The sequence below is a fragment of the Streptomyces sp. NPDC005195 genome (genome assembly GCF_040608315.1).
Lineage (GTDB): Bacteria > Actinomycetota > Actinomycetes > Streptomycetales > Streptomycetaceae > Streptomyces > Streptomyces kaempferi.
Window position 1 is genome coordinate 1 of record NZ_JBEXHZ010000017.1, and the last position, 21410, is coordinate 21410.

The following is a 21410-nucleotide window of genomic DNA, read 5'->3' on the forward strand; positions in this document are numbered from 1 at the left end:
GCGGCGTCGGCGCGTGGTCAAGAGTGCGGTGGCGGGAGCGGGTTCACCTGGGCGGCCCGCCGGATCCGGCGGGCCGCGGCGTGTCACTGTCCCACCGAGCCGAGGCGTGCCGACTCGTCGTCCGAGAGGCGCAGTGTGGCCGCCGCCATGTTCTGCGCGAGGTGGTCCGGATCGCCGGTGCCCGGGATCGCCAGCACGTGCGGCCCCTGCCGCAGGGTCCAGGCCAGCCGGACCTGCGCGACGGACACCTGGTGCGCGCGGGCGACGGCGTACACCGTCTCGCTGTCACGGGCGGCCGGACCCGCCTCGCGTCCGGAACCGGCGATCGCGAAGAACGGGACGAAGGCGACGCCGAGTTCACCGCAGAGCCGCAGGAGGGACCTGTCCTCGCTCGGCGAACCGATCCCGTAGGGGTTCTGCACGCACACGACCGGAGCGATGGCCCGGGCCTCGGCCAGCTGCCCGGACGTCACGTGGGAGACACCGAGGTGGCGGATCAGCCCGGCCTCGCGCAGCCCGGCCAGCGCGCCGAAGTGGTCGCCGATCGAGCCGGTGCGCCGGCTCGGCGGTACCCGCAGGTTCACCACGTCCAGGTGGTCGCGGCCGAGTTGGCGCAGGTTCTCCTCGACCTGGCCGCGCAACTGCGCCGGGGTGGCCCACCACCAGGCACCCGAGGGATCGCGGCCCGGCCAGACCTTGGTGGCGATGACCAGGTCCTCCGGGTACGGCGCCAGCGCCCGGTTGATCAGCTCGTTGGCGGAGCGCGTCGCCGAGAAGTAGAACGCGGCGGTGTCGATGTGGTTCACACCGAGTTCGACGGGCCGCCGGAGCACGCCGATCGACCGCTCGCGGTCGCGCGGCACGCCGCCGCCGAAGGGCGCGGTACCGGTCAGGCGCATCGCTCCGAACCCGACACGGTTGACGGTGAGGTCACCGAGTCGCCACGTACGCGTGGATACAGGGGCGTTCGTCCGTGCGCTCATGAGGTGGATCTCCTTCTGCGGGGGCTGGGCATTCGGAACGGCCGAGGGCGGCAACGGCCGTTCGGGCCGGTCGGCGGGGCTACCGCCTTCGCAGCGGGTCCGCCCGCGACGGCACTTGCTGCCGGGACAGGCCGGATCCGGGCATGAAAAAAGCCTTCCGGCGGATCGCGGTCCGCGCCGAGAAGGCTCAGGTGACGGCCGGGATTCTAGCGGTGCGTCCGAAGCTTCCACCAGCGGGGGCATCGGAGCGGGGCCGCTGTCCACGAGGTCACGGCCGACCCGGGTGCTGTGCGAAGCCTTGCCGCCCCAACTTCCATACTGTAGACAATATTTCGTCGACAGAGTTCGGCAGTTCCTCGGTACCCTCGACCGAACGGAGCGAGCCACAGTGAAAGTCGCCGTTCTCGGCGCCGGTGCGATCGGCGCCTACGTCGGCGCCGCGCTGCACCGCGCAGGCGCCGATGTGCATCTCATCGCCCGTGGACCGCATCTGGCGGCCATGAGGCGGCACGGAGTCCAGGTACACAGCCCGCGCGGCGACTTCACCGCGCGCGTACACGCCACCGACGACCCCGCCGAAGTCGGGCCCGCCGACTACGTCTTCCTCGGTCTGAAGGCCAACTCGTACGCGGCGTGCGGGCCGCTGATCGAGCCCCTGCTGCACCGGGACACGGCGGTGATCGCCGCCCAGAACGGCATCCCCTGGTGGTACTTCCACCGGCACGGCGGCCCGCACGACGGCCACCGTGTGGAGAGCGTCGACCCCGGCGGCGCGGTCAGTGCGGTGCTCGCGCCCGAACGGGCCGTCGGATGCGTGGTGTACGCGGCGACGGAACTGGAGGGACCGGGAGTCGTCCGCCACCTGGAGGGCACCCGCTTCTCCATCGGCGAGCCCGACCGCTCGCTCTCCGCCCGCTGCCGGACGTTCAGCGAGGCCATGCGGGCGGGCGGCCTCAGGTGTCCCGTCGAGCCGGACCTGCGCAACGACATCTGGCTGAAGCTGCTGGGCAACATCTCCTTCAACCCCATCAGCGCGCTGTCCCGCGCGACCATGCGGCAGATGTGCCTGCACGGCGGAACCCGCAGGGTCATCGAGATCATGATGGCCGAGACGCTCGCCGTCGCCGAGGCACTCGGCTGCGAGGTCGGCGTCTCCATCGAACGCCGGCTGGCCGGCGCCGAACGCGTCGGCGACCACCGCACCTCCACCCTGCAGGACCTGGAACGCGGCAAGCCGCTCGAACTCGACGTGCTGCTCGCGGCCGTCGTGGAACTGGCGGAGATCACCGGGGTCCCGGTCCCCACCCTCCGTACCGTGCACGCCCTTTCGGATCTGCTCGCATCGAGGACCGCCGCATGAGGAAACGCGACCCGAGGATCTACACGCGGCTCACGCACCCGCTGGTGCGGGACAGCCGCGGCGAACCCTTCCGGCAGGCCGGCTGGGACGAGGCCCTGAACCGCGCGGCCGCGGGGCTGCGTGCCGCGCGCGGGGCGTTCGGCCTGTTCTCCTGCGCCCGCGCGACCAACGAGATGAACTACGTGGCCCAGAAGTTCGCGCGGGTCGTCATGGGCACCAACAACGTCGACTCCTGCAACCGCACCTGTCACGCCCCGAGCGTCGCCGGTCTCTCGGCGGCCTTCGGCTCGGGCGGCGGGACCTCCTCGTACGCGGAGGTCGAGGAGACCGACCTCGTGGTGATGTGGGGCTCCAACGCCCGCTTCGCACACCCCATCTTCTTCCAGCACGTACTGAGGGGGATCAGGAACGGCGCCCGGATGTACGCGGTCGACCCCCGTCGCACGTCGACGGCCGAGTGGGCGGAGGGGTGGCTCGGTCTGAACGTCGGCACCGACATCCCGATGGCGCACGCGATCGGCCGCGAGATCATCCACACGGGCCTCGTCAACCACGCCTTCGTCCGGCGGGCGACCAGCGGCTTCGAGGAGTACACGAGGCTCGTCGAACCCTGGACCTTGTCCCTCGCGGAGAAGGTGACGGGCGTACCGGCCTCCGCGATAAGGGAGTTGGCCCACGCGTACGCCCGCGCCGAGCGCGCCCAGCTGTGCTGGACGCTCGGCATCACCGAGCACCACAACGGCACCGACAACGTCCGCGCGCTGATCAACCTGTCCCTGCTGACCGGCCACGTGGGCCGCCACGGCTCCGGACTGCAACCGCTGCGCGGGCAGAACAACGTGCAGGGCGGCGGCGACATGGGCGCCATCCCCAACCGGTTCCCCGGCTTCCAGGACATCCTCGACCCGGACGCGCGGCTGAAGTTCGAGACCGCGTGGGACACCGTCATCGAGCCGCACTACGGACTGAACCTCACGGAGATGTTCGAGGCGATGGAGGAGGGCACGCTCAAGGCGGTCTACTGCATCGGGGAGAACCCGGCGCAGTCGGAGGCCGACAGCGAGCAGGCCGTCCGGCGGCTTCGCGCCCTCGACTTCCTCGTCGTCCAGGACATCTTCCTCACCAGGACGGCGGAACTCGCCGACGTGGTGCTGCCCGCGACCGCCGGGTGGGCGGAGACGGAGGGCACCACCACCAACAGCGAACGGCGCGTCCAGCGGGTGCGCGCGGCGGTGACCCCGCCCGGCGAGGCCCGGGAGGACATCGACATCCTCCTCGGCCTCGCCGCGCGCCTCGGACACGAGTGGAAGTACACCGACTCCGAGGCCGTCTGGAACGAACTGCGCTCGCTCTCCCCGGACCACTACGGGATGACGTACGCGCGTCTGGAGAAGGAGCAGGGCATCCAGTGGCCCTGCCCGGACCCCACCCGTCTCGAACCGACCTATCTGCACGGCCGGTTGTGGGCCGACGACCCCGCCGAGCGCGGCCGGCGCGCACCCTTCGGAATCGTCCGGCACGACCCGCCGGTGGACCTGACGGACGAGACGTACCCGATCCGCCTCACCACCGGGCGGCGCCTCGACTCCTACAACACCGGTGTGCAGAGCGGCGGATTCGCCTCCCCGCTGCGACGCGGCGAGTACGTCGAACTGTGCCCGGAGGACGCCGAGCGCCACGGGGTCGTGGTGGGCGAGGAGGTCCGGGTCTCCTCGCGCCGGGGCTCCGTGCTCGCGCCCGTGTGGATCGACACCGCGCTGCGCCCCGGGCTGGCGTTCATGACGATGCACTTCCCCGACGACGTGGACACCAACCGGCTGACGATCGAGGCGAACTGCCCGATCGCGGGGACGGCGGAGTTCAAGGCGTCGGCGATCCGGATCGACAAGCTGCCGGCCGCCCACGTGAGGAGCTGAGGCGGGACATGGATCTGCACTTCGGTGACAGCAAGCCGACGGACGAGGAGCGGGCGGCCGTCGACGCCCTGCTCGGTCCTCCGGAGTCCTCGTGGGAGGGCGCCGACCGGTCCGACGCCGACCTCAGGTGGGCGCGCGGCGGCCGCGAGGCCCGCGCCCGCCGGGACCTGCTGCTGCCGGGGCTGCACGCCGTCAACGACCGGGTCGGCTGGATCAGCGAGGGCGCGCTCGGCCATCTGTGCCGCCGGCTGACCGTACCGCCGGCGGAGGCCTACGGTGTCGCGACCTTCTACGCGATGTTCTCGCTGAAGCCGCGCCCGGCGACCGTGCTCCACGTCTGCACGGACCTGGCCTGCATGGCGGCGGGGGCCCCGGAGCTGTGCGAGGGGATCGAGTCCCGGCTCGGCCCCGGCAGCGGGGTGACCGTGGAGCGCGGACCGTGCCTCGGCCTGTGCGAGCGGGCTCCGGCCGCGCTCGCGGTCAGGGCGGGAGATCCGGTGCGTACGGCCGTGGCGGCGCCCGCCACCGTCGAGCGGGCCGTGCTGGCGGCGGCCGCGCCGGGATCGGCGCCCGAGGAGCCGCCCGCGGAGCTGGCCGTCCCGCAGGCCGGTGACCCGGCCCTGATCCTGCTGGGCCGCGTCGGCGTGGTCGATCCCGCGGACCTGGACGACTACCGGGCACACGGCGGGTACGCCGCGTTGCGGCGGGCCTTCGCGCTCGGCCCCGCCGGGGTCATCCGCGAGGTCACCGACGCGGGCCTGACCGGGCGGGGCGGAGCCGCCTTCCCCACCGGCCGCAAATGGCGGGCCACGGCGTCCGCGCCCGGCACACCCCACTATCTCGTGTGCAACGCCGACGAGTCCGAGCCGGGCACCTTCAAGGACCGGGTGGTCATGGAGGGCGACCCGTACGCGCTCGTCGAGGCGATGACCATCGCCGCGTACGCGGTCGGCGCGCACCAGGGCTACCTGTATCTGCGGGGCGAGTATCCGCGCGCCCTGCGCCGCATGGAGCACGCCATCGGCCAGGCACGTGCGCGGGGGCTGCTCGGCGACGACGTCCTCGGGCAGGGGTACGCCTTCGACATCGAGATCCGGCGTGGCGCGGGCGCGTACATCTGCGGCGAGGAGACCGCCCTCTTCAACTCGATCGAGGGGTTCCGGGGCGAGCCGCGTTCCAAACCGCCCTTCCCCGTGGAGAAGGGCCTGTTCGGCAGACCCACCGCCGAGAACAACGTCGAGACGCTCGTGAACGTCCTTCCGGTCCTGACCATGGGCGCCGAGGCGTACGCGGCGATCGGCACCCCGGGTTCCACAGGCCCGAAGCTGTTCTGCGTGTCCGGCGGCGTGGAGCGGCCCGGCGTCTACGAGCTGCCCTTCGGGGCGACCCTGGGCGAACTGCTGGAGCAGGCGGGCGTACGGGAGGGTCTGCGGGCGGTGCTGCTCGGCGGCGCGGCGGGGGGCTTCGTACGGCCCGACGAACTGGACGTCCCGCTCACCTTCGAGGGCACCCGGGAGGCGGGCACGACCCTCGGCTCGGGCGTGGTCATGGCCTTCGACGACTCGGTCCCCCTCCCGCGCCTGCTGCTGCGCATCGCCGCGTTCTTCCGTGACGAGTCGTGCGGGCAGTGTGTGCCGTGCCGGGTCGGGACCGTGCGCCAGGAGGAGGCGCTGCACCGGATCGCCGAGCGGACCGGCGCGGCCGCGGAAGGCGACATCGCCCTGCTCAGAGAGGTCGGCCGCGCGATGCGGGACGCCTCGATCTGCGGTCTGGGGCAGACCGCGTGGAACGCCGTGGAATCCGCGATCGACCGTCTGGGGGCCTACGAATGACCGCGATACCGCTCGGGACTCCCCGCCGGCTGCTCGAATTCACCCTTGACGGTGAACCGGTGCGCGCGCCGGAGGGATCGACGATCCTCGACGCCTGCCGTGCCGCGGGCAAGGACGTCCCCACCCTGTGCCAGGGCGACACGCTGGCCCCGAAGAACGCCTGCCGGCTCTGTGTCGTCGAGGTCGAGGGCGCCCGCACCCTCGCTCCGGCCTGCTCGCGCGGGGCGGAGGAGGGCATGCGGGTGCGGACGGACACCGAGCGCGTCCGCCACAGCCGCCGGATCGTCCTCGAACTGCTCGCCTCCTCGGTGGACCTCTCCACCACTCCCGGGGTGGCGGGGTGGATCGGGGAGTACGGGGCCGAGCCGGACCGGTACGGCCCCGCCGCGGCCCGCGTCGACGAGGAACCCCGGATCGACAACACCCTGTACGTGCGCGACTACGACAAGTGCGTCCTCTGCTACAAGTGCGTGGACGCCTGTGGCGACCAGTGGCAGAACACCTTCGCGATCTCGGTCTCCGGACGCGGCTTCGACGCCCGGATCGCCGTCGAGCACGACGCCCCGCTGACCGACTCGGCGTGCGTGTACTGCGGGAACTGCATCGAGGTCTGCCCGACGGGCGCGCTCTCCTTCAGGTCGGAGTTCGACATGCGTCAGGCGGGTACGTGGGACGAGCCGGCGCAGACCGCGACGACCACGGTGTGCGCCTACTGCGGTGTGGGCTGCAACCTCACGCTGCACGTGCAGGACAATGAGATCGTCAAGGTCACCTCTCCGCACGACAACCCGGTGACCCACGGCAATCTCTGCATCAAGGGCCGCTTCGGCTACCAGCACGTACAGAACCGGGACTGATCAGGACATGGGACGAGTCACGGAACGACGCAAGGTGATCCGCATCCGGGACGGCGCCGAGAGCACCCGCCCCGACACACTGGTCGCCGAGGAACCCCTGGAGATCCGCCTCAACGGCAAGGCGCTCGCCATCACCATGCGCACCCCGGGCGACGACTTCGCGCTCGCGGCGGGCTTCCTGGTCAGCGAGGGGGTCCTCGGCCGGGCGGACGAGCTGCAGAGCATCGTCTACTGCGCGGGAGCGACGGTGGACGGCTCGAACACGTACAACGTCGTGGACGTACGGACGGCGCCCGGCGTCGTCATGCCCGACATCACCCTCGAACGCAACGTGTACACGACGTCGTCCTGCGGTCTGTGCGGCAAGGCGAGCCTGGACGCGGTCCGCACGACGGCGCGCTGGACCATCGACGACGGTGACGACGCTCCCCCGGTCCGGCTGGAGCCCGCGCTCCTCGCCGTCCTCCCCGACCGGCTGCGTGCGGCGCAGCGGGTCTTCGACCGGACCGGGGGTCTGCACGCCGCGGCGCTGTTCACCGAGGACGGCGAGCTCCTCGACGTACGCGAGGACGTGGGCCGGCACAACGCGGTCGACAAGCTGGTCGGGCGCGCCCTCCAGGACGGCAGGCTCCCGCTCTCCCGGACCGTCCTGCTGGTGTCGGGGCGGGCCTCCTTCGAGCTGGCGCAGAAGGCGGTCATGGCGGGCATCCCGGTGCTCGCGGCGGTCTCCGCACCCTCGTCCCTCGCCGTGGACCTCGCCGCGGAGTCGGGCCTGACCCTCGTCGGCTTCCTGCGCGGCGCCTCCATGAACGTGTACGCGGGCGAGCACCGCATCGCCCTGCGGGCCGCGGCCGCCCAGGGCTGACCGGCTCCCCGCGACACGGCGGCGGGGCCCCGACCGGCGGGGAGCGCCCCCTGCGCCGAAGGGGTCCCGCTGTGTCATGTCCGCGCCCGGTCCGCCCCGGCGGGTGCCGGCCGGCGCAGGGGGTCCCAGGACCCCTTCGGCTCCCTCACCCGGCGCTGAAGCGCACCTGCTCGACGGTGACGACCGTGCCCAGCCGGGGGAAGTCGAGGCGGACGGAGGCCTCGTGCTCGGCGGCGGTGAGGGCCGCCATCGCGTTCTCGGCGAAGACCAGGTCGTAGCCGAGGTCTCCGGCGGCGCGGGCGGTGGACTCGACCCCGAGGTTGGTGGCGATCCCGCCGAACACCAGCGTGGAGATGCCGCGTTCCCGCAGCCGCTCGTCGAGACCGGTGCCCTGGAATCCGCCGATGGACCGCTTGACGATCTCCAGGTCGCCCAGCGCGGAGAGTCCGGCGACCAGGCCGCTGCCGGGCGGCTGCTCGGCCGCCCCGGGCCGTTCGACCCGGACCAGGACGACGAGCGCGCCCACCTTACGGAAGGCGGTCGCCAGTTCCTCGGCGGCGGAGAGGACTGCGGTGCCGTCGCGGGGTTCCACGGGCAGCCCGACGATACGGTCCATCAGATCCACGAGCACCAGGGCGGTGCGCGCGGGATCGAGGGCGAGGCGGGGTGCGGTTCGAGGTGCGGTCATGACGGAACGTTAGCCGCCCTTAGCCGTCCGTACCGGAAATCCGGATCAACGAACCCGTGAACTGATCCCGTTCGGCCGTCAGGCGCGGGGCTCGCGGGTCGCCGTTCGCCGCGCGCGGCACGGACTCCGCGCGGCCCGAGCCCCGCAAAATCTGGCGTGAACACGACCGGTGCATGCTCCTTGTGGGGTGCTTGAGGGCCCAAGTAGCGTCTGTGGCCCAGACATCGGACGTCGGATGTCGGATGTCGGATGTCCGACCTCCGGAACACCCAGGTCGCCCAGACGCATGAAGGGCAGGTCGCACCATGCCGTCAAGCCTCCGCGCACGTCTGAGATCCACCGCGGCAGCCGTTCTCACGGCCGCCCTCACCGCGGCCGCGCTGATCGCGCTGCCCAGCCCGGCCGGAGCCCAACCGAGCTCAGCGACCGGCGAGTTCGAGCAACAGGTGCTCTTCAAGGCCGCCCAGGATCCCGGCTACGCGTGTTTCCGCATCCCGGCCGTCGTACGGACCCCGCGGGGCACCCTGCTGGCGTTCGCCGAGGGGCGCGTCCACGACTGCGGCGACGCGGGCGACATCGACATCGTCGTCAAACGGTCGACGGACGGCGGCCGCAGCTGGGGCCCGCTCCAGGTCGTGAACGAGGGCGCGGGCGACACGCACGGCAACCCCGCGCCCGTCGTGGACCGCGAGACCGGCCGCGTGGTGCTGGCGGAGACGTACAACACGGGCCGCACGGACGGCCGCGGCTGCGCCGTCCCCTGCGACCGCACCCCGCATCTGCAGTACAGCGACGACGACGGTCTCAGCTGGTCCCGGCCGCGGGACCTGAGCGACGAGATCCTCCCGCCGGACTGGAACTCCTGGTACGCCACCGGCCCCGTGCACGGCATCCAGCTGACCCGCGGCCGGCACTCCGGACGCCTCGTCTTCGGCGTCAACACCGAGACCTGGGACGGCGGCCGGGTCACCGCCAACAACGCCGCCCTCATCACCAGCGACGACGGCGGCGACCACTGGAGGATCGGCGCGACGGACTCGTGGCCGATCGCCGGCGACGGCACCTTCCGCCAGAAGCCGTCGGAGCTGACGCTCGTCCAGCGCGCCGACGGTGCCGTCCTCGTCAGCGGGCGCGAGCAGGACGGCACCGATCTCGGCCACCGGACCCAGACCGTCAGCCGTGACGGCGGCGACAGCTTCACCGCCCCCTTCCGCGACCTCCCGGACCTCTACGCGCCCCAGGTCCAGGGCTCCGTCCTGCGCCTGGACGACCGGATCCTGCTGGCCTGCCCCGGCGACCCCGACCGGCGCAGGACCATGATGATCCGCTCCTCCTACGACGGCGGCCGCACCTGGGACAGCGTGGACCGCGGCACGGTCGTCACCACGGACTGGTCCGGCTACTCGGACCTGACCCGGATCGACGGCGCCGCCGTGGGCCTGCTGTACGAGGGCGGCGCGGTCGACGCGCGCGACGAGATCCGCTTCGCCCGCTTCACCGAGGACTGGCTCACGCCGCGCCGCGGACCTGACCCGACGACGGCCGACCTCGCCCCGCACACCGCACGGGCCGCGGTGCTCGGAGGCGCCCACGGGGCGGCGGGCGTCCTGGGCGGCGCCCTGGAGTTCGACGGCGCCGACGACGCCGTACGGCTGCCGTACCAGAACCGCCTCACACTCGGCACCGAGGACTTCACGGCGACCCTGTGGTTCCGCTACACGGCCACCACCGGGGAGCAGCCGCTGCTGTGGATGGGCGGAATCGGCACGACCCAGCCGCAGGTGTGGATGCGTGCCGAGCCGTCGTCCGACCGGATCACCGCGCTGATCACCACCCGCGACGGCGCGACGGCCCCGGCCACCGCGTCGGTACGCGTCCCGGGCGCCCGCGACGACGGCCAGTGGCATCATCTCGTACTGCGCCGCGACCGGGCCGCCGGGCTGCTCACGCTCTTCGTCGACGGTACGTCGCTGAGCACACCGGACGTACCCGGATCGGTCAGCCGCAACTCGCCGTTCGGGGTGCACGTGGGGCAACGGATGGACAGCCGGGCCCACTTCACCGGGGCCATCGACGAGGTCCGGGTCTACGACCGGGCGTTGAGCGACGCGGAGCTGTCCGCCGCACCGGACCGGAAGGTGACCCGGGACACCGTCCTGTATCTGCCCCTGGACCATGTGGGCGGCGGCCACTGACGTCCCGTCCGTGCCCGACGACGCACGCGTACGACGACGACGGCCCGCGGCCGGCCTCGGTGTACCGCTCGCCGCCCTCCCCCACGACGACGGAGAGGGCGGCGACGCGTGCCCGGCCGTGTGCTCCCTTCCCGGCGGCGCGGGTGGATCTCAGTCGGAACGCCGCGCCGTACCGACCGCGGTTCGTGAGCCCGCGGCCGGCCGGACCGCCCGTGCGTCCCCGGCGTCCTTGCCGTCCCCGGCGGTCTCGCTCGCCTCGGGATCGCGGGCACGGCGCTTCGCGATCACCGCGCACACCATGAGCTGCATCTGGTGGAAGAGCATCAGCGGGAGCACGGCGAGCGAGGCGTGCGCGCCGAACAGCACGCCGGCCATGGGAAGCCCGGACGCGAGGGACTTCTTCGACCCGGCGAACTGGATCGCGATCCGGTCGCCCCGGCCGAAGCCCAGCGCCTTCCCGCCGTACCCGGTCAGCGCCAGCATCACCGCGAGCAGCAGGGCCTCGACGAGCAGCAGTCCGGCCAGCCGGACCACGCTGACCTGGTGCCAGATGCCCTGCACCATGCCCTCACTGAACGCGGTGTAGACGACCAGCAGGATCGAGCCGCGGTCGACGTACCCGAGGACCCTCTTGTTCCGTGTGATGAACCCGCCGATCCAGCGCCGCAGCAGTTGCCCGGCGAGGAACGGCACCAGCAGCTGCAGCACGATCTTGACCAGCGAGTCCGAGGAGAACCCGCCGCCGCTGCTGCCGAGCAGGACCGCCGCGAGCAGCGGGGTGACGACGATGCCCGCGAGCGAGGAGAAGGAGCCGGCGCAGATCGCGGCGGGCACGTTGCCGCGGGCGATGGAGGTGAACGCGATCGACGACTGGATCGTCGAGGGAACGAGCGTCAGGAAGAGCAGACCGGTGTAGAGGTCGTGCGTCAGGAACACCGGTTCGAGTCCGCGCGCGGCGAGACCGAGCAGCGGGAAGACGACGAAGGTACAGGCCAGCACCGTGACGTGGAGCCGCCAGTGCTTGAGCCCGTCCATCGCCTCCCGGGTGGAGAGCCGTGCGCCGTACAGGAAGAAGAGGAAGGCGATCGCCGCCGTGGACGCACCCGAGGCGACATCGGCGCCCGCGCCGCGCGCCGGGAGAAGGGCCGCGAGGCCCACCGTCCCGAGCAACAGCAGGATGTAGGGGTCGATCGGCATCCAACTCGGCCACTGCAGGCGTTTCACGGTGCTCCACTGCTCGCTTGTCGTAGATCGCCCGCCGAGGCGGGTCGTGCCCTCTCCATCGTCCTCCTCGCTTCCGTGATCGGGAATCCGTCATACCGCTCTGACTGACATCACGTTCCGCGATAACCTGTAGGGATGTACGACCCGTCCCAGCTGCGTACCTTCCTCGCGGTGGCCCAAACTCTGAGCTTCACGCAGGCCGCCCGGCGGCTGGGGCTGCGCCAGTCGACGGTCAGCCAGCACGTGCGCAGGCTGGAGGACGCCGCCGGCCGGCAGCTGTTCTCGCGCGACACGCACTCCGTGGAACTCACGGTGGACGGCGAGGCGATGCTGGGCTTCGCGCGCCGCATCCTGGAGGTGCACGAACAGGCGACCGCGTTCTTCACGGGCACCCGGCTGCGCGGCCGCCTCCGCTTCGGCGCCTCGGAGGACTTCGTACTGACCCGGCTGCCGGAGATCCTGGAGGGTTTCCGGTACGACCATCCCGAAGTGGATCTGGAGCTGACGGTCGAACTGTCCGGCACGCTGCACGAGCAGCTCGCGGCGGGCAGACTCGACCTGGTGCTGGCCAAGCGGCGGCCCGAGGACCCGCGGGGCCAGCTGGTCCGGCACGACCGTCTGGTCTGGATCGGGGCGGAACGGCTGCGCCTCGACCCCGACCGTCCGGTCCCGCTGATCGTCTACCCGCCCCCTGGCATCACTCGCGCCCTGGCTCTGGAGGCGCTGGAGCGCCAGGGCCGGTCCTGGCGCGTCGCCTGCACCAGCGGCAGCCTGAACGGCCTGGTCGCAGCGGCCCGCGCGGGCCTCGGTGTGATGGCCCACTCCCGGGGGCTCGTACCGCCCGGCCTGGTCACGGTCCCGGAGCGGGCGGGACTGCCGGAGCTCGGCGAGGTCGACTTCGTCCTCCTGCACGGACAGCGCCAGGCGTCCGCGCAGGAGGCGGCGGACGCCCTGGCGGCGGCGATCCTGGGCGGCGGGGACCGGCTGCACCGGGGACAGCCGGGACCGCGCGGCCGCCCGCTGCCGCCACCTGGCTGATCCCGTCGCCCTCGGGCCGATCCTGTCGCCGCCGGGCCGATCCCGCCGTCATTCGCCCTCACGCCCGCGTATCGGCAGGATGGGGCCATGAGCGAGATCCATACCCCCCGTCTTCTCCTGCGCCGCTGGCTGGACGACGACCTTGTCCCCCTGTCCGAGATCCACGCCGACCCCGAGGTGATGCGGTGGATCGGCGACGGCGCGACGCGTTCCCTGGAGGAGACCGCCGAGGACATCGAGGCGTGGGAGGAGGAGTGGGACGAGGAGGGCTTCGGGATCTTCGCCGTCGAGCTCCTGGGCTCCGGGGAGCTGGCCGGAGCGGTGGGTCTGTACCTGGCCGACACCCCGTCCGCGATCGCGGGCGAGGTGGCGATCGGCTGGCGGCTCGGGCGGGCGTTCTGGGGGCAGGGTTACGCGTCGGAGGCGGCGCACGGCGCGCTGGAGTTCGCGCTGCAGGACCGCGGCCTGGACCGGGTCGTCGCCGTGTGCCGGACCGGGGACACCGCTTCCACGAACGTGCTGGGCAAGCTCGGCATGCGGCCGGAGGGCAGCGCGCAGGATCCGGTGCACGGGAACGACCTGCGGGTGTTCGGGATCGACCTGACGGAATTCCAGGGTTAGACCGCGCCTGACCGCCGCCCCCGACCACTGCCGGGCCCCCGCCGCGCTCGCCCCGCGGGGGCCTTCGCGCGCCACCGGCCCGACGGCAGCCGTCGCACGCGATCCTGCCCCGCGAAGGGCCGTCGCACGCGGTCCCGCCGACGCGCGAGGCCGGCAAATCCGGCACCCGGCATGCTGCCGCCGAGGCGCCGTCAGGTCGTACAGATTCCGTGGAGATTACGGGATCGAAACCTACGGAGCCGTAAGGGATTCTGTCCGACCCCTTCCCATGTGCGGGCATTTCCGTGGCTGACCTGTGCGGACGCCGCGCGCTCCGCCGCTCCGGCGCCCCTCCCGTCCGACGGCCCGGTGGGGTAGCTTTCACGGCGCTGTGCGGAGCGCCACTAGGAGCGGGATTGCGCGAGTTCACCAACCCTCTGGCGGCGTCGGCGCCGCCGGTGGGCGGCCTGGCCGACGTCGTGTTCGACCATGCCCGGGAGGATCCGCTGTACATCGCGCTCGGACGCAAGGACGAGCAGGGACAGTGGCGCGACGTGACGTCGGCCGAGTTCCGTGACGAGGTCCTCGCCCTGGCCAAGGGTCTGCTCGCCCACGGCATCCGGTTCGGGGACCGGATCGCGATCATGTGCCCGACGCGCTACGAGTGGACGCTCTTCGACTTCGCGTTGTGGACGATCGGCGCCCAGGTCGTACCCGTCTACCCGACCTCCTCCGCCGAGCAGGTCTTCTGGATGCTGCACGACGCCCAGGTGTCGGCGATCATGGTCGAGCACGAGGACCACGCGATGACGGTCGCCACCGTCGTCGACCGGCTGCCGCAGCTGCACAAGCTGTGGCAGCTGGACAACGGCGCGGTGCAGGAGCTGTACGAAGCGGGCGCGCACCTCGACGACGAGGTGGTGCACCGGCACCGGCGCGCGGTCACGCCCGAGTCCATAGCGACGATCATCTACACCTCGGGCACCACCGGTCGCCCCAAGGGCTGTGTCCTCTCGCACGCGAACTTCATGTTCGAGGCGGACACCGTCATCGAGCGCTGGGAGCCGGTCTTCCACTCACGGCGCGGAGACCAGGCCGCCACCCTGCTGTTCCTGCCCCTCGCGCATGTCTTCGGGCGGATGGTGCAGGTCGCGGCGTTCCGCGGGAAGGTCAAGTTCGGCCACCAGCCGCAGCTCAACGCGGCGGCCCTGCTGCCGGACCTGGCCGCGTTCCGGCCGACGTTCTTCCTCGCGGTGCCGTACATCTTCGAGAAGGTCTTCAACGCCGCCCGCCGCAAGGCCGAGAAAGAGGGCAGGTCAGGACCGTTCGAGAAGGCCGTCGAGGTCGCCGTGCGCTACGCGGACGCGATCGAGGAGAAGGCCTGGGGCATCGGACCCGGCCCCTCGGCGGCACTGCGGGTGCAGCACCAGTTCTTCGACAAGGTCGTCTACTCCAAGGTGCGGGCCGCGATGGGCGGCCGGGTCAGACACGCGATGTCGGGCGGTTCGGCGATGGACCGGCGGCTCGGGCTGTTCTTCGCCGGCGCGGGTGTCGTCGTGTACGAGGGGTACGGGCTCACCGAGTCCACCGCGGCCGCCACCGCCAACCCCCCCGAACGCACCCGGTTCGGCACCGTCGGCCAGGCCATCCCCGGCACCTCCGTGCACATCGCGGACGACGGGGAGATCTGGCTGAACGGCGGGAACGTCTTCCAGGGCTATCTCAACGACCCCAAGGCCACCGACGCCACCCTGCACGACGGCTGGCTCGCCACCGGCGACCTGGGCTCCCTCGACGAGGACGGCTACCTCACCATCACCGGACGCAAGAAGGAGATCCTGGTGACCTCCGGCGGCAAGAGCGTCTCGCCGGGCGTCCTGGAGGAGCGGGTGCGCGATCATCCGCTGGTCGCGCAGTGCATCGTCGTCGGCAACGACCGGCCGTACATCGCGGCGCTCGTCACCCTCGACGGAGAAGCCGTCGAACACTGGCTCCAGATGCGGGGCAAACCCCCGCTGTCCACCGCAGACCTGGTACACGACACGGACCTGGAGACCGAGGTGCGGCGCGCGGTGGTCGCGGCGAACACCCTCGTCTCGCAGGCCGAGTCGATCCGCACCTTCCGGATACTGGCCCACCAGTTCACCGAGGAACACGGGTTGCTGACGCCTTCGCTGAAGCTGAAGCGGAAGGCGATCGAGAAGGCGTACTCGACGGAGGTCGAGGCGCTGTACCAGGCGTAGACACTCCCCGCTGTCCCGCCCGGGAGCGACCTGCCGTCTCCGCCCGGGATGATCCGCCGCCTCCGTCCGCGAGCGTCCCGCCCGCCCTCGTCCCCGTCGGCGACGTCCCGCCACCCTTGTCGCCGGCGACGACCGCGGCCGCGCCGCCGGGCTCATTTCCGGCCAATCTCCGGGCCCCGTCGTCATTCCACCGGGAATCAGCCGGTCAGGAATGCATCAGGGCCGATGATCGTTGACCATGGGAGTACCACCCGACGACTGAAGGATCGAGAGCTCGTGAGCAAGGTCCCCCCGATCATCCTGAACAACGGTGTCGAGATGCCGCAGCTGGGCTTCGGCGTCTGGCAGGTCCCGGACGACGAGGCGGAGCGAGCCGTCGCCACGGCGCTGGAGAGCGGATACCGCAGCATCGACACGGCGGCGATCTACGGCAACGAGGAGGGTACCGGCAAGGCCATCGCCTCCTCCGGCGTCGCTCGCGAGGACCTCTTCGTCACCACCAAGCTCTGGAACAGCGACCAGGGGTACGACGCGACACTCCGCGCGTTCGACGTCTCCCTGGAGAAGCTCGGTCTGGAATACGTGGACCTGTATCTGATCCACTGGCCGCTGCCGTCCCGGGATCGATACGTCGACACGTACAGGGCCTTCGAGAAGATCCACGCCGACGGCCGCGCCAAGGCCATCGGCACCTCCAACTTCCTTCCGGAACACCTGGAGAAGCTGATCGAGGCGACGTCCGTCATCCCGGCCGTCAACCAGATCGAGCTGCACCCGCACCTCCAGCAGCGTGCGGCGCGCGAGTTCCACGCGGAGCAGGGCATCGCCACCGAGGCCTGGTCCCCGCTCGGCCAGGGCAAGGGTCTGCTCGAGGTCCCCGCGATCGTCGCCATCGCCCAGAAGCACGGTCGCACCCCGGCACAGATCGTGCTCCGCTGGCACATCCAGCTGGGCAACGTCGTGATCCCCAAGTCCGTGACCCCGGCCCGGATCGCGGAGAACATCGACGTGTTCGACTTCTCCCTCGACGCCGAGGACATCGCGGCGATCAGCGCGCTGAACGAGGACCGTCGCATCGGTCCCGACCCGGCCGCCTTCGACGTGGGCTGACCAGCACCTGCCCCTCCGCCGGCCCGGACACGCCCCGCGTGTCCGGGCCGGCGGCTTTCCGACCCCCTGAACCGGCGTCAGCTCCCGGAACACCCCTCGATCCGATTCCTGGACCGGACCAACTCCGCCGAAGGTCTTGACGGGGCCATGCAAACAGGGCCACCTTGTGTCGCAACCCGGTAAGGAAACTTTCCTAACAGAGGGGTCCCCCACATGCGTTCTCGAACACTGACCCTCGCGGCCGTCGCCGGTGCCGCGCTCCTCGCCACCGCCGCCCTCCCGGCCACCGCCGCCCCGTCCGGCGCCAAATCCCCCGCCTCCGCCCAGGAGGGCTCGGTCAGCGCGTCCGCCCTGCTCGCCAAGGTGACGTCCTGTTCGCAGATATCGAGCGGGAAGTACAAGACCGACGACGAGACCTCGGCCACCATCCCCGTGTGCGGCAAGAACGGCGCCGTGTTCTGGAAGGCCGACATGGACATCGACTGCGACGGCCAGGTCACCGCACAGTGCAACGGCGACGCCGATCCCTGGTTCCAGGACGACACCGCCTTCCACCAGTCCGACGGCAAGCCGCTGCGGGCCGAGTCGCTGCCGTACGTCGTGGTCCCGAGCACCAGCAGCATCTGGAAGTACACCAGCTACGGGATCAAGGGCGGCGGGGTCGTCGCGGTGATCTACAACAACAAGGTCGAGTACGCCGTCGTGGGCGACACCGGGCCGACGCAGATCATCGGTGAGGCCTCGTACGCCACGGCCAAGGCCCTCGGTATCGACCCCGACCCGGAGACCGGCGGCGCGGACTCCGGCGTGACGTACATCCTGTTCAAGAACTCGCAGGTGTCGCCGATCGAGAGTCACACCGCGGCCGTGTCCCTCGGAGACTCCCTGGCGAAGCAGTTCCTGCAGAACAACTGAGGCCCGCGCAGACTCAACGGGTGGGCGCGGGTGTCGTGGGCCGGTGCGGCGCCCACCCGTCGTACCCGCACGGATCATTGGCCCGAGCCACTGAAAGGGCTCCCCGCGCCCGTCGGACGGGCTGACCGATCGGCCGTACCACCGGGGTGTTCACGTCGACGCCCGCGGGCCGAGTCGATCGCCCGGACGATCGACTCGGCCGGCCGATCGGCCGTCAGGAGAGCACCGGGCGGAAGGCTCCCGTAGCCGTCCCGGAACGGTGCGTCGGCGACGACGGTGTCCAGGCGGCCGAACTCCTTGAGCGTCGACTCGACCGCCGCCCGTACGTCGTCGTGCCCGGCCGCGTCGCCCACGACCGTCAACAGCCTTTCGGGACGGCCTGATTCCTCACCGAAGGCGCCCAGCGCTGCGCGTGGCCGCCGGCCGGGTCACTCCGGCTTCACCGCGACATGGACCGTGTGCGCCGTCAGCAGGAACACGTCCTGGCGGTGGTGCACGCCCGCCTTGTCCTCCGGATCGAGGAGCCGGTCGAGGGTGGCGAGGTCGTCCGGGCCGAGCCCTTCGCCGAGGGAATCCCGCAGGCGGGTGAGGGCCGTGACCACGAAGGCGCGGGCCTCCTCCGACAGCGGGGCGGGAAGATCGACGAGGAAGGTCCGGGTCGCCGTGTGGCGCAGACCGGCCGCCGTCAGCAGGGCGGGCCAGTCCTCGGTCTCCGCCACCGCTCCGGGCAGATCGGCCCGCATCCGGTCGAAGAACTCGTCGTGGACCACGTCGATCCTGGACTGCAGACCGGGGCGGCCCATACCGATGTCGCGCGGGAGGTAGCGCGGGGGCAGACCGCCCTCCAGGAGGGCGAGGGTGCCGCCGGGCGCGAGAGCGCGCGCGAACCCGGCGAGTGCGGCGCCCTGGTCCCCCACATGGTGCAGGGACCTGCTGGCCCACAGCAGGTCGGCCGGGTACTCCACGTCCCCCAGTCCGTCGGCGAGGTCGGCCCGCACCGTGCTGAAGCGGTCACCGACGCCGAGCCGGCCGGCACGCTCGCGGGCGCGCTCGAGCAGGGATTCGACACCGTCCACGGCGACGACCCGCGCCGCCGGGAAGGCGTCCGCGAGGAGACACGAGATGACGCCGGGGCCACTGCCCGCGTCCACTATCAGCCCGGTCCCGGGCCGCTGCTCCCGCAGCCAGGCCGCCGCCTCCACATACAGCGGGCTGAACAGCTCCGCCTCCTGCTCCAGCAGGGCACCCATGTCGGCGAAGTCCATGTGGAGGTGGTCGTGGGCGTGCCGGGGAGTGCTCCCGTGCTCGTGCCGGTGGATGTTCTCGTGGTCGTGGTCGTGGTCGTGCGCCATGGTGGTCGGCCTCTCGTCCGGGTTGGTGCACAGCGTGCTCCCCGGCTCCCGGAAACGGCCAATGGCATTGCTCAAACGGCAAATTCGGCGACAGGAAAAAATCCGGTGCGCCCGGGGCGGCCCGTCCCCGAGCATGGACCCATGGACGACGACATGGTGGAGCGGTTCGTCGAGGACGGGTTCGTGCGGATCGAGGGCGCCTTCCCGCCGCGCGTCGCCGAGGACGGTGCGAGGCTGCTGTGGAAGGAGACGGGGTACGACCCGGACAACCCCGGCACCTGGGAGGACCCCGTGCGCTGGGTGAGCAGCATGGCGCAGGGTCCGTTCGCCGCCGCGGCCAACTCCCCCGCGCTGCACCGGGCCTTCGACCTGCTGGTCGGCGAGCGGCGCTGGCAGCCACGGTACGCACTGGGCAGCTTCCCGCTGCGGTTCCCGCACCCGGACGAGCCGGACGACGCGGGGTGGCACATCGAAGGGAGTTATCTCCCGGACGGCCAGTCGCTGTACCACTCCAACCTCTCCTCGCGGGACCGGGCGCTGCTGATGCTCTTCCTGTTCAGCGACGTGACCGAGGACGACGCCCCGACCCGTGTCAGGGTGGGCTCGCACCTCGACGTGCCGCCGGTCCTGGAGCCCTACGGCGAGGCGGGCGCCTCGTTCCTCGAACTCGGTCCGAAGGTGGCCGAGGCGTCCGCCCACCGCCCGCTAGCCCTGGCCACCGGACGGCCCGGCGACGTGTACCTCTGTCACCCGTTCCTGGTGCACGCGGCGCAGCCGCACCACGGCACGCGCCCGCGTCTCATGGCGCAGCCGCCCCTGTACCCGGCGGTGCCCCACGAGCTGGAGCGGGCGGACGGCGGCTACTCGGCGGTGGAGTCCGCGATCCGCCGGGGACTGGCCCAGGAGGCTTGACGCCCGGCGGATCGCCCAGCCGCAGGGCCCGCAGCGGCGGGACACCCGTTCGTCATCGGCTACCGGCAGGTGGCGCGCACGTCGGGGCGGCCCGCGGAGTTGCGGTGTACTGGCCGTGGCTCCGGTGCGATTCGACCAGCGGGGTCATGCCGTGCGCCTCGGCCTTCGCCGTCAATTCCCGTACGGCGGCGATGTGGTGGTAGCCGGGGACGCGCGGTTCGGGCGCATGCCGGTCGACGGCGGCTCCGTCGGTGCGCCCGAGTCGAGCGAGCTCTACGCGTACAGCCGGGCCAGCGCGGCCGCCGTCCGCGCGATCCGGTCCCGCAGGTCGAAGGGCTCCAGCACCTCGATCCCGGCCCCGAGGGCGAGGAACTCGTCATGGGCACGGTCCACGGACTCGATCGGGACGATGGCCCGGGTCCAGCCGTCCGGCTCCCGTACACCGCCCGCCGCCAGGGCGTCGCCCGCCGCGCCGGTGAGCCGGGTTCCCGGCGCCACCCGGATCACCGCCTCGCCCTGGTGCAGCCGGTCGTGGAAGTCCCGTTGGTACGCCGTCCAGTACGCGGCCAGGTCGAAGTCCCCGGGGAGCGTGAACTCCTCTCCGCAGAGGTCGAGTTGGAGGATCTGATCGACACGGAAGGTGCGCGGCCCGGGTCCCGCCACCACGTACCAGCGGCCCGCCTTCAGGACCAGGCCGTACGGCTCCAGTCGGCGCCGTACATCGGTGGGCTCGCGCCACCGCCGGTACAGGACGCTCAGGACTCGGCCGTTCCAGACGGCGTCGGCGACGGCGGGGAGGTACGGGATGTCGGCGGCGTCCGCGTACCAGCCGGGCGCGTCGAGGTGGAATCGGTCGCTGATCCGGTCGGCGTGGGCACGCAGCTCGCGCGGGAGAGCCGCACGGACCTTCAGCCGGGCCGCGGCAAGGACCCGGCCGAGTCCGAGCTCGGCGGCGGGGCCGGGCACGCCCGCGAGGAACAGCGCCTCGGCCTCGCCGGCCGTGAGTCCGGTGAGCCGGGTGCGGTAGCCGTCCAGGAGCCGGTAGCCGCCCGCGTGCCCCGCGTCGCCGTAGAGCGGTACACCGGCCGCGTGCAGCGACTCCACGTCCCGGTACACGGTCCGCACCGACACCTCCAGCTCCTCGGCGAGCTGGGCGGCCGTCATCCGGTCGCGGGTCTGCAGCAGCAGAAGAATGGACACCAGGCGGCTGGACTTCACTGACACAGGATGTCAGTGGAGCGGTTCTACCGTCCTGCCATGACCTCGACGACCCCCGCGAATCCAGACACCTCGACGAGTACGGCGCCTCCCCGGTCACCG

General features: G+C 71.8%; 17 protein-coding genes and 1 pseudogene. 12 read left to right on the forward strand and 6 right to left on the reverse strand.

From position 1 onward, the window contains the following. Positions 1 to 83 precede the first annotated feature (83 nt). Entirely contained in the window at positions 84 to 983 is a 900-nt protein-coding gene (locus ABZV34_RS19295; protein ID WP_356277685.1) for an aldo/keto reductase, read from the reverse strand. 388 nt (positions 984 to 1371) lie between these two features. Here ABZV34_RS19295 and ABZV34_RS19300 point away from each other — a divergent pair, with 388 nt between their 5' ends. From ABZV34_RS19300 to fdhD, 5 genes are read left to right on the forward strand one after another with little or no spacing between them, the layout of a single operon-like run. Then, entirely contained in the window at positions 1372 to 2343 is a 972-nt protein-coding gene (locus tag ABZV34_RS19300) for a 2-dehydropantoate 2-reductase (RefSeq protein ID WP_356277688.1), read from the forward strand. Next, positions 2340 to 4259, forward strand: coding sequence for a molybdopterin-dependent oxidoreductase (locus tag ABZV34_RS19305; protein WP_356277691.1), 1920 nt, complete (start codon positions 2340 to 2342; stop codon positions 4257 to 4259). The genes ABZV34_RS19300 and ABZV34_RS19305 overlap by 4 nt, the downstream gene beginning before the upstream one ends. Positions 4260 to 4267: 8 nt before the next feature. Then, positions 4268 to 6091 (forward strand): NAD(P)H-dependent oxidoreductase subunit E, encoded by a 1824-nt coding sequence (locus ABZV34_RS19310; RefSeq protein WP_356277694.1) that lies wholly within the window; start codon positions 4268 to 4270, stop codon positions 6089 to 6091. Beyond that, on the forward strand, positions 6088 to 6948 hold the full coding sequence (locus tag ABZV34_RS19315) for a 2Fe-2S iron-sulfur cluster-binding protein (protein WP_356277697.1): 861 nt from the start codon (positions 6088 to 6090) through the stop codon (positions 6946 to 6948). The genes ABZV34_RS19310 and ABZV34_RS19315 overlap by 4 nt, the downstream gene beginning before the upstream one ends. Before the next feature lie 7 nt (positions 6949 to 6955). Continuing rightward, the gene (gene fdhD / locus ABZV34_RS19320; protein ID WP_266703488.1) at positions 6956 to 7813 is read left to right on the forward strand and encodes a formate dehydrogenase accessory sulfurtransferase FdhD; all 858 of its coding nucleotides are present in this window, start codon (positions 6956 to 6958) and stop codon (positions 7811 to 7813) included. A 145-nt stretch (positions 7814 to 7958) separates the two neighbouring features. Here fdhD and ABZV34_RS19325 read toward each other — a convergent pair whose 3' ends face one another. Next, positions 7959 to 8501, reverse strand: coding sequence for an isochorismatase family protein (locus ABZV34_RS19325; RefSeq protein ID WP_356277701.1), 543 nt, complete (start codon positions 8499 to 8501; stop codon positions 7959 to 7961). A gap of 305 nt (positions 8502 to 8806) precedes the next feature. On the opposite strand from ABZV34_RS19325, the gene ABZV34_RS19330 reads away from it, so the two are divergent. Continuing rightward, complete coding sequence (locus tag ABZV34_RS19330; RefSeq protein ID WP_356277704.1) at positions 8807 to 10696, forward strand: exo-alpha-sialidase; 1890 nt, start codon at positions 8807 to 8809, stop codon at positions 10694 to 10696. A 150-nt stretch (positions 10697 to 10846) separates the two neighbouring features. Here the strand turns inward: ABZV34_RS19330 and ABZV34_RS19335 are convergent, their stop codons facing one another. After that, on the reverse strand, positions 10847 to 11920 hold the full coding sequence (locus tag ABZV34_RS19335; RefSeq protein ID WP_356277707.1) for a bile acid:sodium symporter family protein: 1074 nt from the start codon (positions 11918 to 11920) through the stop codon (positions 10847 to 10849). Positions 11921 to 12055: 135 nt separating this feature from the next. On the opposite strand from ABZV34_RS19335, the gene ABZV34_RS19340 reads away from it, so the two are divergent. The 5 genes from ABZV34_RS19340 to ABZV34_RS19360 all read left to right on the forward strand — a co-directional run bounded on the left by ABZV34_RS19340 (position 12056) and on the right by ABZV34_RS19360 (position 17826). Then, on the forward strand, positions 12056 to 12958 hold the full coding sequence (locus ABZV34_RS19340; protein WP_356277710.1) for a LysR substrate-binding domain-containing protein: 903 nt from the start codon (positions 12056 to 12058) through the stop codon (positions 12956 to 12958). A gap of 87 nt (positions 12959 to 13045) precedes the next feature. Further along, positions 13046 to 13579 carry a GNAT family N-acetyltransferase gene (locus ABZV34_RS19345; RefSeq protein ID WP_356277713.1) on the forward strand — a complete coding sequence of 178 codons (534 nt, stop codon included), beginning with the start codon at positions 13046 to 13048 and terminating at the stop codon, positions 13577 to 13579. Between the two features lie 395 nt (positions 13580 to 13974). Continuing rightward, positions 13975 to 15801 carry an AMP-dependent synthetase/ligase gene (locus tag ABZV34_RS19350; protein WP_356277716.1) on the forward strand — a complete coding sequence of 609 codons (1827 nt, stop codon included), beginning with the start codon at positions 13975 to 13977 and terminating at the stop codon, positions 15799 to 15801. A gap of 225 nt (positions 15802 to 16026) precedes the next feature. Continuing rightward, on the forward strand, positions 16027 to 16911 hold the full coding sequence (locus ABZV34_RS19355; protein ID WP_356277719.1) for an aldo/keto reductase: 885 nt from the start codon (positions 16027 to 16029) through the stop codon (positions 16909 to 16911). 213 nt (positions 16912 to 17124) lie between these two features. Beyond that, positions 17125 to 17826, forward strand: coding sequence for a glycoside hydrolase family 75 protein (locus tag ABZV34_RS19360; protein ID WP_356277722.1), 702 nt, complete (start codon positions 17125 to 17127; stop codon positions 17824 to 17826). Positions 17827 to 17944: 118 nt separating this feature from the next. On the opposite strand, the pseudogene ABZV34_RS19365 reads toward ABZV34_RS19360, so the two are convergent. Then, positions 17945 to 18221 (reverse strand): annotated as a pseudogene (locus tag ABZV34_RS19365) (short-chain dehydrogenase); the annotation flags it as partial. A 33-nt stretch (positions 18222 to 18254) separates the two neighbouring features. Further along, positions 18255 to 19178 carry a class I SAM-dependent methyltransferase gene (locus ABZV34_RS19370; RefSeq protein ID WP_356277984.1) on the reverse strand — a complete coding sequence of 308 codons (924 nt, stop codon included), beginning with the start codon at positions 19176 to 19178 and terminating at the stop codon, positions 18255 to 18257. A gap of 141 nt (positions 19179 to 19319) precedes the next feature. Between ABZV34_RS19370 and ABZV34_RS19375 the strand changes: the two genes are divergently transcribed. After that, positions 19320 to 20090 carry a phytanoyl-CoA dioxygenase family protein gene (locus tag ABZV34_RS19375; RefSeq protein WP_356277724.1) on the forward strand — a complete coding sequence of 257 codons (771 nt, stop codon included), beginning with the start codon at positions 19320 to 19322 and terminating at the stop codon, positions 20088 to 20090. Between the two features lie 273 nt (positions 20091 to 20363). Here ABZV34_RS19375 and ABZV34_RS19380 read toward each other — a convergent pair whose 3' ends face one another. Further along, entirely contained in the window at positions 20364 to 21308 is a 945-nt protein-coding gene (locus ABZV34_RS19380) for a YafY family protein (RefSeq protein WP_356277727.1), read from the reverse strand. Positions 21309 to 21410: the final 102 nt, after the last annotated feature.

Excerpts from the sequence above, each read along its gene's own strand:
- ABZV34_RS19295 (WP_356277685.1), bottom strand. The coding sequence starts at position 983 with ATGAGCGCACGGACGAACGCCCCTGTATCCACGCGTACGTGGCGACTC.
- ABZV34_RS19305 (WP_356277691.1), top strand. The coding sequence starts at position 2,340 with ATGAGGAAACGCGACCCGAGGATCTACACGCGGCTCACGCACCCGCTG.
- ABZV34_RS19310 (WP_356277694.1), top strand. The coding sequence starts at position 4,268 with ATGGATCTGCACTTCGGTGACAGCAAGCCGACGGACGAGGAGCGGGCG.
- ABZV34_RS19315 (WP_356277697.1), top strand. The coding sequence starts at position 6,088 with ATGACCGCGATACCGCTCGGGACTCCCCGCCGGCTGCTCGAATTCACC.
- fdhD (WP_266703488.1), top strand. The coding sequence starts at position 6,956 with ATGGGACGAGTCACGGAACGACGCAAGGTGATCCGCATCCGGGACGGC.
- ABZV34_RS19325 (WP_356277701.1), bottom strand. The coding sequence starts at position 8,501 with ATGACCGCACCTCGAACCGCACCCCGCCTCGCCCTCGATCCCGCGCGC.
- ABZV34_RS19330 (WP_356277704.1), top strand. The coding sequence starts at position 8,807 with ATGCCGTCAAGCCTCCGCGCACGTCTGAGATCCACCGCGGCAGCCGTT.
- ABZV34_RS19340 (WP_356277710.1), top strand. The coding sequence starts at position 12,056 with ATGTACGACCCGTCCCAGCTGCGTACCTTCCTCGCGGTGGCCCAAACT.
- ABZV34_RS19345 (WP_356277713.1), top strand. The coding sequence starts at position 13,046 with ATGAGCGAGATCCATACCCCCCGTCTTCTCCTGCGCCGCTGGCTGGAC.
- ABZV34_RS19355 (WP_356277719.1), top strand. The coding sequence starts at position 16,027 with ATGATCGTTGACCATGGGAGTACCACCCGACGACTGAAGGATCGAGAG.
- ABZV34_RS19360 (WP_356277722.1), top strand. The coding sequence starts at position 17,125 with ATGCGTTCTCGAACACTGACCCTCGCGGCCGTCGCCGGTGCCGCGCTC.
- ABZV34_RS19370 (WP_356277984.1), bottom strand. The coding sequence starts at position 19,178 with ATGGCGCACGACCACGACCACGACCACGAGAACATCCACCGGCACGAG.
- ABZV34_RS19375 (WP_356277724.1), top strand. The coding sequence starts at position 19,320 with ATGGACGACGACATGGTGGAGCGGTTCGTCGAGGACGGGTTCGTGCGG.